This is a genomic window from Listeria booriae, assembly GCF_000766865.1.
Lineage (GTDB): Bacteria > Bacillota > Bacilli > Lactobacillales > Listeriaceae > Listeria_A > Listeria_A booriae.
Window position 1 is genome coordinate 505066 of sequence record NZ_JNFA01000011.1, and the last position, 14291, is coordinate 519356.

The window sequence follows — 14291 nt, forward strand, 5'->3', positions numbered from 1 at the left end:
TGCTAGTGTCAATGACTCAAACACAGTCATGCTTTATCCTTTCTGGGGATAACCACGAATAACATGGCATCACCTACTTTCTTTGAAAATAGGCTGCCAACCACATCATAAACCTGTCTGTCCATCTATTATAGCACGGATGTTCGGGTTTATGATTTTGTTTATTTATTTGATTTTTTGCTAGAATAACACATAATGTTTTGTTGGAATATTTACTTGCTAATTGGCTAGTTATGGGTTAGAATAGCTTTAAATAACGAATTAAAATGTAGACAAGAAATAGTAGTGAAAGTCGCTTTATGCAGAGAGCTGATGGGTGGTGCGAATCAGTAAAGACGCTTTTGTGAATCCATCTTGGAGTGAGTGGAGGAAATGTGAGTAATCCGCTTCGGTGTGAGCCGTTATATTCTGAAATTAAGCTGGAGTATGGGAGAAATCTCAGACTCAATTAGGGTGGCAACGCGGTACTTCCGTCCCTTTCCATGTATTTTATTTGGGGAGAGATTTGGGGGTCTTTTTGTTTGGGCTCTAAGAAAGCGTACTTTGCTTTCTTAGAGCCCAAATATAAGGCAGAGCGAATGCGGCGCGTTAATCATCCAGTTGTTTAAATGACTTGCTCTACGCAAAACATAAACGCAAACAAACTCAAACTTGAACCAAAACAATGATTATCATTTTGTGAGGAGGAATTGAGATGTTAGATGTAAAAGTTTTGCGTGAGGATTTTGAAGGTGTGAAGAAGAAATTATCACATCGCGGGGAAGACCTTGGTGAATTCGAGAAGTTTGGTGAGCTGGATAAGCGTCGTCGGACATTGATTATTGAGGTGGAAACGTTGAAAAGTCAGCGTAATGAAGTTTCTCAAGAAATTGCGCAATTAAAGCGGGAGAAACAAAACGCGGACGCCAAAATAGAAGAAATGCGTGTCGTTGGTGACCGTATCAAGACGTTTGATATTGAGTTGAACGAGATTGATGAGAAGTTACGCAACATTTTGTTGGCGATTCCGAATATTCCACATGAATCTACGCCGATTGGTGAAACGGAAGACGATAACGTGGAGGTTCGCAAGTGGGGCGAGGTTCGTACATTTGATTTTGAGCCGAAAGCGCATTGGGATTTAGGAACGGATTTAGGAATTTTAGATTTTGAGAATGCTGCGAAAGTTGCGGGTAGCCGGTTTGTTTTTTATAAGAAATTGGGTGCTAGACTTGAGCGGGCGTTGATTAATTTTATGATGGATTTGCATGCGACGGAGCACGGGTATGATGAAATGTTGCCGCCGTATATGGTGAATCGTGATAGTATGACTGGGACAGGGCAGTTGCCGAAGTTCGAAGAGGATGCGTTCTTGATTGAAAAAGAGGACTATTTCTTGATTCCAACGGCGGAAGTTCCTGTGACGAACTACCATCGTGATCAAATTATGAGTGCCGATGACCTACCGCAAAAATACACGGCGTACAGTGCGTGTTTCCGTTCTGAAGCGGGTTCTGCGGGTCGTGATACGCGCGGCTTGATTCGCCAGCATCAATTTAATAAGGTGGAAATGGTACAGTTCGTGAAACCTGAGGATTCTTATGCAGCGCTTGAAGCATTGACGGATAATGCGGAGGATGTATTGCGCCGTCTTGAATTGCCGTATCGTGTGTTAAGCATGTGTACTGCTGATTTAGGGTTTACTGCTGCGAAGAAATACGATATCGAAGTGTGGATTCCAAGTGGTGACAGCTACCGCGAGATTTCTTCTTGCAGTAATTTTGAGGCGTTCCAAGCGCGCCGTGCCAACATTCGTTTCCGTCGTGAGCCAGGCGCGAAGCCTGAGTTTGTGCATACGTTGAACGGTTCTGGTCTAGCAATCGGACGTACGGTTGCCGCGATTTTGGAGAATTATCAGTTGGAAGATGGTTCTGTAGCGATTCCGAAAGTGTTGCAAGGTTATATGGGTGGCGTGGAAGTGATTGCGGCACCTGCAAAATAAGTAAGTGTATAGAGGATGGGACAAAACTCAAGATAAAGCAAAACCGCCGAGCCATTTACCTTTGGGTAGGACGAAAAATTTTGCTTGACACAAATCGAGCGAAAGCGTTTGTATTCAGGAAGTTTGGTGGAAGCCGGAAGCGGAGCATACTTGTGTATGTGATGACTGAAAGCAGGGAGGGAGTATTATCCCCGACCATGCGAGAAGTTAAGCGTAGCGTATGCGAAGTAGAACCGGAAGTCCGCCAAACTTCCTGAATGCGAGCGCTTGTCGCCGATTTATTTGGGTTATGTCCCAGTCTCTTTGTACATATATGAAGGAGTTGGGCATCATGCAGTTTAGCGATGCGGATTTTGCGCTTTTTGATCGGTATTATTTTCAGTTTCGCCAAATGAAGGAGTTTCAGCCGACGTTGGTGGAAGGTGTGAAGGCGGAATATAAGGCGCGATGGGATGTTTGGAAGGAGTTTGCGGCGTTATGTCAGCAGAGAACTGTTGGTTTTGGAAAGCCAAAAGTGGAAAGTTGGACGAATGGCTGGCAGGTTCGGTCGCATTTTTGGGCGTATTATAAGGGTGTTTCGCGGCAGGATTCGGCGAGCATGGTTGCGATTTTGTTGAATAAGAATAATTTTCGGATTTATTTGGAGTGGCACGCGTATCGGAGTGCGGATTCGGTGACGAGTTATGAGGATCATGTGCGCTGGGTCGATTACTTGCCGGAATGGGTTCGGGAGTTGGGGATTGACGCGCGCCAGTATCAGGTGTGGACGTCGTATGAAGATGAGCTGGATAATTATGTTTGTCTGCAAGATTATTTGGAAAATCAGGAGGTTCGTGATCGGTTTGCTGAGCTTCTAGAAAACTCGAAAAAATGGTTGCGAATTGGGCGAATTATTCCGCGCGATGAGGCCGTGAAATGTGTTGCTATGGAAGAGATTGTAAGCGATGTGATGAGAGAACTTTCCTATTTGTACAGCAAGACAGAAAGCTTGGAATAAAATTTAAAATATCCCGTTGACAGCGCTTTCGAAAAAGTGCTATACTAATCTTCAAGAAGAGGATTGTTACTGATTCGATCAGGCATTACCAACATCGACGGGGGACGCGTATTTTTTGTGCGTTTGCAACGTGTGATATTGGTATTTTTTTCGTCCATGAAAGCGAGGAGGCTCCAATGAGGATTGTTAAAGCGATAAATAATAATGTTGCTCTGGCGGTAAACGAGCAGGGTCATGAGCTTGTTATCATGGGAAAAGGTGTTGGGTTTCAGAAGAAGCCGGATGATATTATTGACGATGCAGTGATTGAGAAGATTTTTGTTTTAGAAACGGATGAGCTGTCTGAGAAATTAATGGATTTGCTTGGTGAGATTCCAGCTATACACTTAGAGATTGCCGACGAGATTGTGAATTATGCGAAGGAAACTTTTGATGTGAAAATCAGTGACAATGTATATTTAACGCTTACTGACCATATTAGTTTTGCGATTACACGCCATGAGAAGGGTATGTCGATTCGCAATGTGATGTTGTGGGAAGTGAAGAAGTTTTACAAGGACGAATTTGCGATTGGGCTTAAGGCGCTCGAAATTATTCATGAGCGACTGGGTGTTCAGCTTGGTGAGGACGAGGCTGGGTTTATTGCGCTTCATATTGTGAATGCGCGCCAAGACGGCCAGGCGATGAAGACAACGGTTGACATGACGCAAGTAGTACAAGACGTGTTGAACATTGTGACGTATCATTTTAATGTTGTTTTGGATGAATCGTCGCTTAATTACACGCGTTTTGTGACGCATTTGCAGTATTTTGCGCAGCGGCTTTTGCGAAATGAAATCGTGGATTCGGGAGATGATTTTCTGTTTGACCAAGTGCAAGTGAAGTATCCAGAGAGCTTTGCCTGTACGGCGAAAATCGATGCATACTTGCAAAAAGCGCACCATGCGACGCTAACAAAAGATGAACGCGTGTATTTGACGCTTCACATACATCGCGTGACAGAGCGAAACAGGACAAGTGAATAAAGGCAATCAAATGACGGATTGTTACTGGTGCGACCAGGCATAACCTGAACTGACGGCAAGACTAGGGCGTTTTTAAAAGCGTGATGGGATTGGTGTTGGTTTGGGTTGTTTTTGGTTGGTGGCTTGAGATAGTCTGTGCTTGGGTATGCGGGGATTGGGCGTCGTGTTTGGCGCCTTCGGATCCAGCTTTGTTGTGGCTCTTATGAAGCGTATTGTGCTGAATTAGAGCCTCAATATGCATCAGAGCGAAGCGAAGATGTAATCCATCAGTGGCTCTTATGACGGTGAGCTTAGAATAACTCGAAATCGGGAAGTTGCGGCTTTTTAAGAGAGAAATACTGATTAGAGCCTCAATATGCAGTTGAATGAAATGAAACTGCCTTCCTTTTACTCAGCCCTTCGGAGCTTTCACAGCCTCCGCAAAAACCAAAAGAGGGTTTTTACTGCGCCTGCTCCAAGCTCTGTCAGGGCTAAACGGGCGTGTTCAGCTTTGTTGTGGTTCTTATGAAGCGTACTTTGCTGAATTAGAACCTCATTATGCATAGGAACGAAGTGAGTATGTAATCCATGGAGTGCGTCTTGTTCAGCGCCTCCGGATCCAGCTTCACGGGCTAGCTCCTCGAAAACTTCACGCCCTCCGAAAAAGTCAAAAGAGGACTTTTCCTACGGCCGCTCCAGTTTTTTTCGGAGCTGAACGAGCCCGTTCAGCTTTTCGGTTGACCTGTAATCCATTACACAATCTATACTTAGTTTGTAAGCAATTCAAATTCTATCAGGAGTTGATAATCATGAAATTTATAGTCACAGATTCTTATGAAGAAATGAGTACGGTTGCAGGGCAGCACTTACTCGGGTATATGTACCAAAATAAACGGGTTAATATGTCCATCACGGCTGGTAACACGCCGTTGCGTATGTATGAGCAGCTTGTCCCGCAGGTGAAAGGGAAATCGTATTTTGATAATGTTCACTATTACAATTTTGACGAAATTCCGTTTAAAGGGACGAATGAGCCTGGTGTTACTATTAGCAATTTAGCGAAATCGTTTTTCACGCCTGCTGAGATTCCTGCGGAGCAAATTCATGCCTTGGATGAAAATAATTATGAAACGCATGACGCTAGGCTTAAGGCTGATGGCGGACTGGATGTAATTTTACTTGGTATCGGCGCGGACGGGCATTTTTGTGGGAACCTGCCGAATACGACGCAAGTTCATGATGAGACAGTTGCTGTTCCAACGACGCCGGAAATGCGTGAGATTTTGCTAGGTGAAGTTGGTGGTGATGCTGCGAAGGTGCCGGATTTTTATGTGACAATGGGGCCTAAAGCAGTGATGCAGGCGCGAAATATTATTATGTTTGCAAACGGTAAGCATAAAGCTGAAATTGTGAAACAAGCCTTTTTTGGCGAGATTACAAATGCGATACCGTCTTCAATATTACAGTTGCACCCGTCTATCACGGTCATTTTAGACAAAGATGCAGCCTCGTTATTACCAAAATTTTAAGAAACGAATGCAGATTTTTAATTTGAGAGGAGAAAAATTATTATGACAAAATCACCATTTCCAGAAGGATTTTTATGGGGCGGCGCGGTTGCTGCCAATCAATGTGAAGGCGCTTATTTAGAAGATGGCAAAGGCTTGTCGCCAGTCGATATTTTACCGTCAGTAGAAGGTGGACGTTGGGAAGCGGCGCTAAACCCGACGAAAGCTTTGGCGACAGAATATGATTATTATCCAAGCCATGAGTCTATTGATTTCTATCACCGTTACAAAGAGGATATTAAATTATTAGCAGAAATGGGTTTTAAATCATTCCGTACATCGATTGCTTGGCCACGTATTTTCCCAAATGGCGATGACGCGACGCCGAATGAAAAAGGTTTGGAGTTTTATGATCGTTTGTTTGATGAGTGCCATAAATATGGTATCGAGCCTGTTGTGACGATTAACCATTTTGATACGCCGGTGGAACTTTTCAAGAAGTATGGTGGCTGGAAAGATCGTCGTTGCATCGATTTTTACTTGAATTTCTGTGAGGTTATTTTTAATCGTTATAAAGGGAAAGTGAAATATTGGATGACGTTCAACGAAATTAACATGATTCTGCATTTGCCGTTCTTCGGTGGTGGCATGGACGTGACGAATGAAGCAAATCCAGAGCAAGCGAAATATCAAGCAGCGCATCACCAATTAGTGGCGTCTGCAAAAGCTACAAAAATGGCACACGAGATCGATCCTGAAAACCAAGTCGGCTGTATGTTAGCGGCGGGTGCAACTTATGCGTTCTCATGCGATCCAAAAGACGTATGGAAAGCCATGCAAGCGGACCGCGAAGGCTATTTCTTCATCGACGTACAAGCGCGCGGTTACTACCCAAGCTACAGCAAACGTTTCTTCAAAGAAAACAACATCAATCTTGTTATGGAAGACGGCGATTTAGAGGTTCTTAAAAACCACACAGTGGACTATGTAGCATTTAGTTACTATTCTTCTCGTCTAACAAGTGCGGATCCAGAAGTCATGAAGGAAACAGAAGGCAACGTATTTGCAACATTGCGTAACCCGAATTTGGAAGCGAGCGAATGGGGCTGGCAAATTGATCCACTAGGTCTGCGCATCACAATGAACGCGATTTACGACCGTTATCAAAAACCACTTTTCGTTGTTGAAAATGGACTTGGTGCAGTGGATACAGTCGAAGCTGACGGTTCTATCAATGACGATTACCGTATCGACTACTTGCGTGAACATGTACGCGAAATGGGCGAAGCAATTGAAGACGGCGTAGACTTGATTGGCTACACACCTTGGGGCTGTATCGACCTTGTAAGCGCAGGCTCTGGCGAAATGAAGAAACGTTATGGCTTCATCTATGTTGATCGCGACAACCAAGGCCAAGGTACACTAGAACGCTCGAAGAAAAAATCGTTCCATTGGTACAAAAAAGTCATCGAAAGTAATGGAACTGACTTAGCATAAAACTAATGAGCTGAACTGCAAAAAATTAATTTGTAGTTCGGCTCGTTTTTCTCTTGCTCTGTAATGCATTACATGAACTATACTTAAAAAGTAAACAAGATTCGAGAGGAGCGAACGAACAAATGACTGAAATTAAAAAGCAATTTCCAGAAGGATTTTTATGGGGCGGAGCAACGGCGGCCAATCAAGTAGAAGGTGGATTTGACCTAGATGGTAAGGGTTTGTCTACGGCGGATATGGTGAAGTTTGTTCCGAAAGATGAGCGTGGAAATGGTCACGCGTTAGACGTAACATCAGAAGAGATTGAAGAAATTTTGGCGGGGAAATCCAAGGCTCGTTTTCCAAAGCGTGACGGGGTTGATTTTTACCATCATTATAAAGAGGATATTGCGTTATTTGCGGAGATGGGATTCAAGACGTTCCGGTTGTCGTTTAACTGGGCGCGAATTTTTCCGAATGGTGATGATTTAACGCCGAATGAGGCTGGGTTGAAATTTTATGATAATGTGATTGATGAGTTGGTGAAGTACGGTATTGAGCCGCTTGTGACCTTGTCGCATTATGAAACGCCGCTTGGTTTGACGCAGAAATATAATGGTTGGGCGAGCCGTGAGGTTATCAATCATTATGTGCGCTATGCGGAAACGGCGATGAAACGCTACAAAGATAAAGTGAAATATTGGCTTACTTTCAATGAAATTAATATCATCGCGATTAGCCCGTACACTGGCGGTGGCGTGGTTGTTGACCGCGTGGAAAACCCGTTAGAAGTATCTTATCAAGCGGCGCACCATCAATTCGTTGCGAGTTCAAAAGTTGTCAAATTAGGTCATGAAATCAATCCGGATTTCGAAATCGGTTGTATGTTAGCGCGTATGGAAACGTACCCAGCGACGAACAATCCTGAGGACATTCTCTTGGCGCAACACCAAAACCAAATGAACTTATTCTTCACGGACGTCCAAGTTGGCGGTTACTACCCAGGCTTCATCAAACGTTACTTCGCAGAAAACAACATCACAATCAAAATGGAAGATGGCGACCTTGAGTTGCTTCAAGAATATCCGGTAGATTACTTGTCATTTAGCTACTACATGACGCTTTCCGTTTCAGCTGATCCAAACCGTGACCAAACGGGCGGCAACTTCATGGGCGGTGTGAAAAATGAATACCTAGAAAGCTCAGACTGGGGCTGGCAAATTGATCCGATTGGCTTGCGCGTAACATTGAACACGTTATACGACCGCTATCAAGTACCACTTTTCATCGTGGAAAATGGTTTGGGTGCGTATGATACAGTAGAAGCTGACGGCGCGATTCACGACCCGTATCGCATTGATTATTTGCGCAAACATATCGAGCAAATGAAAGAAGCGATTGCTGACGGCGTAGACTTAATTGGTTATACAAGCTGGGGCCCAATCGATCTTATCAGCGCATCTACAAGCGAAATGTCTAAACGTTACGGCTTCATTTATGTAGACCAAGACGACGAAGGAAACGGCACACTCGCAAGATCTCGCAAAGACTCGTTTTTCTGGTATAAAAAAGTGATTGATACAAATGGTGAAGATTTAGCATAACTGAGAATATAGAAAAAATAAGTATCGAAAATCTAAAATTGGATTTCGATACTTATTTTATTTGCACTAAAAAAACCAATTACATGTATTTTCTAGATATATTGTGACAATATCATGAATATGCCTAAAATTTCTCATTTTTTAGTCAGTTATTCTTTGAAAATCAAATTTTGTTGGAGTAATATGTAAGCAAGAAAATGAATAAAGAGAGGGAGTAGCGCTATGGGATTATTCAGTAAAAGAACGGTAAGAGAACTAACAGAAGTCGAAGAAAAACAAATCAAAGACGAGATGCGAAAACAAATTTTAACGAAGTCAGAAAATGATATTTTGATGATTAAGCAAATTCGAGATTTGACGAATATGAATGTAGGCGAGGCTAAGGGTTTATTTAATCAATTTAGAAATGAATTGTATGATTGTATGGCGGATAAACAATAAGAGAGAATACCTACGGAGAATGGCGGTCATAAAATGATAAATGAGAGTTCAATTTTAGAGATAGAGAGAAAACCTCTTTTACGTTATGATGAATTGATAAAAAAGATGCAGGATAAAGGGATTCTGTTTAATATTAAAACGAAAGAAGAGGCTGAAAATACTTTAAAAATTAACACGTATTTTTATAAATTAGGAGCTTTTCGTAAAAATTATGAACAAGATGAAGAAGGTCAATATAAAAAGCTGGAATTTGCGTATTTAGAAGATCTTGCTATCCTAGATATGAGACTAAGATACATCTTACTTCAAATGTGCCTAGACATTGAACATTCTTTAAAAACGAGTATTCTCAGAAATATTACGAATGACACTTCGGAAGATGGATATAGTATTATGACAGACTTTTTTGACAAGACGTTGGCTACTAAAGATAGGTTATTCGAAAGTGAGATTAAAAAATATAGTGGTGATCAAGTGGACAAAACCCTAATTTATCAAAAATACTACAATGAAACACCTGTATGGGTTGCGTTAGAATTAATGAATTATGGAGCTTTTACAATGTTTGTGGAATTTTATTTTAAACGGACAAAGATAAATAAAAAAGATTTTAAGTGTGCCAATGAATTATTGAAGTATGCAAAGAATATAAGAAATGCCTCCGCGCACAGCAAACCAATAATTCTGTCACTAGATCCAAGAAAACAGCGAAATCAATTTCTGGCTACATTAGCAAAAGAAATTAAGTTTACAGAAAAACAAATTCGTATAAAAAAATTACATGATATTTTAGCGATTTTTAAATTGCACAAAGTCTATTGTAGTCAAGGAGTGCACGATAGCAAAATAGAATTATTTAAAGAATATTTCGTAAGATATGACAGAAACCAACATTACTATAATGATAATCTGAATATAAAACGCTTTTTTTCAGGATTGCGTTTATTGGTTGACAAATTTGTTTGATATTGGTATTATTTATTTAAGGAATGGGATTGAAATCCCGCAAGCTGATTGTTCGCATGATGTCTTGTATAGCACGAATTGAAAAACACATACCTTTGAGGTATGTGTTTTTCTGTGTATATAGCCTTTTTACAGAATATAATTAATGCGAAAAAAGTGTAACGCTATCTCCCGTTTTGAACTCCAATTTTAAGGGTATTTTCAAGTATGCTATTTGAAAAGGATGGGTGACGATGCTTTATAAATCGGATCAGGAGAAATTAGATATATATCGCATGAGCCAGCTTTTGGACAACTTTCCGAACTATTGTTTTTTTGAAGAGGTGAAGTCTAAGAAGCGGGTGACTTTAGATGTAGATACGTATTTGTACTACATACATTCGGGATATTTTGTTAATTATTTAGGTGTTCAGGAAGAGGAGAAGCGTACTTTTGTGGCGATTTTGCATGCGGGTGATGATGTTGGAATGGGGAATTTCTTTAAGATTGAGCGCGCGGATTATATTAACGAACTTCAAGCGATTACGAATAGTAGCTTAATCAAGATAGATAAGGAGTTTTTCATATCGGTTTTGGAGCAACATGAGGAATTGATTTCGAACGTCTTTGTGAAAATTCAGCAGGAATTGGAGTACTTGCGGCGGGCGCAAATTTTGAGTATTATTCCGATTGAAAAGTATGTGAAATACATGTTGCATTTGTTCAGCAAAGCGATGGGGATGCCCAGTGGCGGGGAAATTGTACTGCCAAAAGAAATCACGCGTAGGTATTTGAGTAACTTATCGAATATTAGTATGACTCCGATTAATGAAACTTTCAGCAAATTGGAACGCGACGGGATTATCCGAGGAGATGATGGCGTTATTTCGATTCTAGACCATGTGCTACTAGATGAAGAAGTGAGTGTTTTTTCATCGGTTGTAGGGGGGAATCGGGATGCCTGAGTTATTATCGTACTTAATGGAAAAGATGAATGATGCTAATTCGGATGATTGGCAAGAAGTTGAAAAATTAAATACAGCGTTTTTTGAAATTTTGCAATCAGCTGGTGATGAGAAGGCGATAGAGTACGTGGAAGTAAAGCCTGGTGAGGTATTGTCATCCATTCAAGGGCAGCAAATTTATTATTTGGTTCAAGGAAGCTTCATGGAACTGATTGAGAACGCGAAAGGAAAGCCGACCTATTACGTTCAGAAAAGGCCGCTACACACGTTTTATGGTGCGGGTCTGATTCGGCCGCGGACGATTTTTCACTTGAATAGTACATTGAAGGCGATGGAGAACAGTGCGGTTTACAAGATTGATCCGTATTTTTTTAAAGAATATTTAGATAAGAACCTGTTTTTCTATGCGATATATGGCTTACAGCACACGAACGCGATGGAATTAGCGGAGGCGCAAATCATTCATTTAAGCCAATCAAAAGAGGAGCGGGTGCGGCTGTTAATCGAGCATTTAAGCGAGAACTTTGGGAAACCGACGAGCGAGGGGCTTGCGCTACCTGAAATTGTGACGGCAAGCTTTATTGCGCGCAATACGGGTGCTACGCGAGCATACACATCGGCCTTAATAAAAAAATACGAAGCAGAGCAGAAAATAAAAACGATTGATAGACAGTTTTATGTATGCACGAAAAAAGAGTCTACCGATTAGGATTCAAGCGCAAAGATCCTGATTGGTAGACTCTTTTTTTGGTGAGGAGGTTATTCAGCGGAAGGAGAGGTTTCTAGTGTCCAAGTGATAGAAGAATCGTAGTCACCTGCTAAGTTACCTGCGGGGACATGGAGTGTTACGTTTTCGTTTGCTCCTGCTGTACCTGAGTAAACGTCAATCCAAGTTCCCATACCAGCGTTTGTAGCTGCTTGGAATACTGGTTGTGCGCTACTGTTTAATGTTACGTCAGAAGCTGTAGGCGCTGTTGATTGATTATCAGCTTGTGTGCGAACTTGACCATTTTTAAATGACATTTCGGCACCTTTTAGTACGTTGTCGCCATCTTTGAAATCAGTGGCACTCGCGGTTAATACCCAACCATCACCATTACCACGTTTATCGGTCACTTGGATGTATGGATTAGTATTTAAAGCTTTGTAGGTTTCGCTAGTACCAGAGACCTTTTGCGTACCAAAATCAATGTTGGAAAGGAAGTCAATGGTCAATTCTCCGCTGTTTCCTGTCCCTGGGTTTGTTGGGTCAGCTGGATCTGGAGTGGCTGGGGTTGGGCTATCGGGGTCAAGTGGGTTGAGGGGGGTTACGGGGCTATCGTCTGCCTCTAACGTGATCTTACCAGTAGATGTGGTGGTATCCGCGGATGCGAGTGTGCTAGCTCCAAAAAGTCCTGCGACAGTGATGACTCCGATAGTGGCGATTTTTGCAAATGTATTCATTCTTGTATTCCTCATTTCTAAAATTTTTTCGTGCGGTGGTACATTGTGTTACTTGGTTGGCAACACCCCTTTCAATGTGATTTTGGTTACGGTGCGTCGGTGAGTGTCCAATTGAGTTCACCAGAATAGCTTTCGGCGTAGCCCTCACCAGCCTTCACTTTTAGAAAAATACCGGTGTTTTCTGGCCACGTGATGTTGACCTGCGTGTCCGTGCTATTTGGCGTGTACTGGTAAACGTCGAGGTATTGATTGGTGAGCGTTGTTTCGGTGCCGTTTTCAGCCTTGTAAATGAGACCTTCGGATAAAGTGTGGCCGCTACTGCCTTGCATTTTGCTTGGAGTTGCAACGCTTAGTCGCCATGGTGTTTTTGTCGTGCGGGTGTCATTTACTTGGATGCTCCAGTCTTCGGTTGGCTTGTAGAGCTGTGTTGTGGAAGTGATTTTATGGGTGCCAAAGTTGATGGATTCTGACATATTTCCGAGTTCTAAGATGCTCATTTGGACGGAGACGTTGGCAGTATTACGCGAGTTTCCGACCGCATCGTCCATGATGATAAGGTAGTTGGCGCTTTCTGATTGGGTGAAAGAGACGTCTGGGTTGGCAGGGCCGTTGTACATGACTTCTTGGGTGTCTTGATTGATGATTTTGTAGGTATGGGCGGATTGGAGCGTGCCTCGGGACGATTGATTGAGATAGTGCAAGTCAAAGTAGGTGTCACTTGTTGGGTCGAAGGGGTTGATGACTGTGGTGTGCGTGGTGGTTGGGATTGTTGTTTTGGATGCTAGCTGGTAATTAGTGACGAATGTGTTGGTGTAACGGGCAGAACCATCTGTATTCGTCAATGTCAGTGAATTCGCGTTGTTAGCACTTAGTTGGTTGTTTGAAAATTTAAAAGTAAGTGATGACTGGGTGATGGCATCAGGGATGATACCTGTGAGTTTGTTCGAGTTAAGGTAGAACATTTCTAAAGACGACGCGGATGCAAATTCTGCTGGAATTGTACCTGAGAGTTCATTGAAGGCTAGATTTAGTGACTCAAGTTGTGGTAAAGTCGCGAGTTCCTTTGGTAGTCCACCAGAAAGTTGTGATTCTACGAGGTAAATCGATTTTAAGTTTGTCGCGTCGGCGAGTTCTTTGGGGATTTCACCAGTAATTAAGTTATCGTAAAGTGATAAAGTTTCTAAACTGGATAAATTGCCAAGTGAAGCTGGGAGTTGACCTTCTAGGCTGGTTTCTCCGATATTTATAGTTTTTAGTTTGCTAAGAGAACCGATGGATGTTGGTAATGAGCCAGAAATGCCGTATCCTCTAAGTGAGAGTGAGGATAGTTCTGTTAAATATTCGATGCCAGGTGGAATGCTTCCGTTGATATCACTAAGGTTTATATTAGTGATTTGCTTGAGATCGCCAAATGTTAATGTCGAACCGATTGTTTTACTTGGAATTTGGCGAGCAATTTCGTTGATGAGCCATTGTTGGTTGTCAAAGTCGGAGGCATAGACGATGTCGGCGTCAGGTTTGCTTGCTTTGAGGTTCTTTGTCGCTGGTTTTGATTCATTAGTTTTTGGTGCTGGGGGCGAGGTTGGTGATGATTCGGTTTCGTTCTTTTCTGTGATGGCGTCAGGTTCGAGTATTGTGTCCTCTTGCTCGGTTTCGGTCGTTGGTTCTTCTGGGACGACGGCTTCTGCTGTTTCTTCGGTTAGGGCTGAATCGGGAACTTCTGCTGTTTCCGCGATTTCGTTGCTGGTTTCTGCTGTTTCGTCAGGCGTTTCTGTGGTGTCTTGTGGGGGTTCTTCGATGGTTGGGGAATCTACGGTGGAAGCAGATGGTGTGCTGATCATCCCGAACGGCAGAATGAGGGCTACGAGTAACATCGATATTCGTTTTTTGAACATATGAATCACCTCTATTCAAAATGGTTGTATTG

General features: G+C 42.3%; 12 protein-coding genes and 1 other annotated feature. Of the genes, 10 read left to right on the top strand and 2 right to left on the bottom strand.

Annotated features, from left to right (window positions below; genetic code table 11):
* The first annotated feature begins 260 nt into the window (after positions 1-260).
* Positions 261-481: a binding site (T-box leader), on the top strand.
* A 213-nt stretch (positions 482-694) separates the two neighbouring features.
* The 10 genes from serS to EP57_RS05565 all read left to right on the top strand — a co-directional run bounded on the left by serS (position 695) and on the right by EP57_RS05565 (position 11630).
* A complete protein-coding gene (gene serS / locus EP57_RS05520) occupies positions 695-1981 on the top strand; it encodes a serine--tRNA ligase (protein WP_036084896.1) in 1287 nt (428 codons plus the stop codon).
* Positions 1982-2312: 331 nt separating this feature from the next.
* Positions 2313-2978 (top strand): HI_0552 family protein, encoded by a 666-nt coding sequence (locus EP57_RS05525; protein ID WP_036084898.1) that lies wholly within the window; start codon positions 2313-2315, stop codon positions 2976-2978.
* A gap of 176 nt (positions 2979-3154) precedes the next feature.
* A complete protein-coding gene (gene licT, locus EP57_RS05530; protein ID WP_036084900.1) occupies positions 3155-4003 on the top strand; it encodes a BglG family transcription antiterminator LicT in 849 nt (282 codons plus the stop codon).
* Between the two features lie 788 nt (positions 4004-4791).
* Positions 4792-5511 (top strand): glucosamine-6-phosphate deaminase, encoded by a 720-nt coding sequence (locus tag EP57_RS05535; protein WP_036084901.1) that lies wholly within the window; start codon positions 4792-4794, stop codon positions 5509-5511.
* A 42-nt stretch (positions 5512-5553) separates the two neighbouring features.
* On the top strand, positions 5554-6987 hold the full coding sequence (locus EP57_RS05540; RefSeq protein WP_036084902.1) for a 6-phospho-beta-glucosidase: 1434 nt from the start codon (positions 5554-5556) through the stop codon (positions 6985-6987).
* Positions 6988-7109: 122 nt separating this feature from the next.
* A complete protein-coding gene (locus EP57_RS05545) occupies positions 7110-8570 on the top strand; it encodes a glycoside hydrolase family 1 protein (protein ID WP_036084903.1) in 1461 nt (486 codons plus the stop codon).
* Positions 8571-8792: 222 nt separating this feature from the next.
* On the top strand, positions 8793-9011 hold the full coding sequence (locus EP57_RS05550) for a hypothetical protein (protein WP_036084905.1): 219 nt from the start codon (positions 8793-8795) through the stop codon (positions 9009-9011).
* 33 nt (positions 9012-9044) lie between these two features.
* Entirely contained in the window at positions 9045-9977 is a 933-nt protein-coding gene (locus EP57_RS05555; protein WP_036084906.1) for an Abi family protein, read from the top strand.
* Between the two features lie 233 nt (positions 9978-10210).
* A complete protein-coding gene (locus tag EP57_RS05560) occupies positions 10211-10921 on the top strand; it encodes a Crp/Fnr family transcriptional regulator (protein WP_036084908.1) in 711 nt (236 codons plus the stop codon).
* Complete coding sequence (locus tag EP57_RS05565; RefSeq protein WP_036084911.1) at positions 10914-11630, top strand: cyclic nucleotide-binding domain-containing protein; 717 nt, start codon at positions 10914-10916, stop codon at positions 11628-11630. The genes EP57_RS05560 and EP57_RS05565 overlap by 8 nt, the downstream gene beginning before the upstream one ends.
* Positions 11631-11680: 50 nt before the next feature.
* Here EP57_RS05565 and EP57_RS05570 read toward each other — a convergent pair whose 3' ends face one another.
* Positions 11681-12364: a WxL domain-containing protein gene (locus EP57_RS05570; RefSeq protein ID WP_052167575.1), complete on the bottom strand. Its 684-nt coding sequence runs from the start codon at positions 12362-12364 to the stop codon at positions 11681-11683.
* Positions 12365-12450: 86 nt separating this feature from the next.
* A complete protein-coding gene (locus EP57_RS05575) occupies positions 12451-14259 on the bottom strand; it encodes a leucine-rich repeat domain-containing protein (protein WP_036084914.1) in 1809 nt (602 codons plus the stop codon).
* Positions 14260-14291 lie beyond the last annotated feature (32 nt).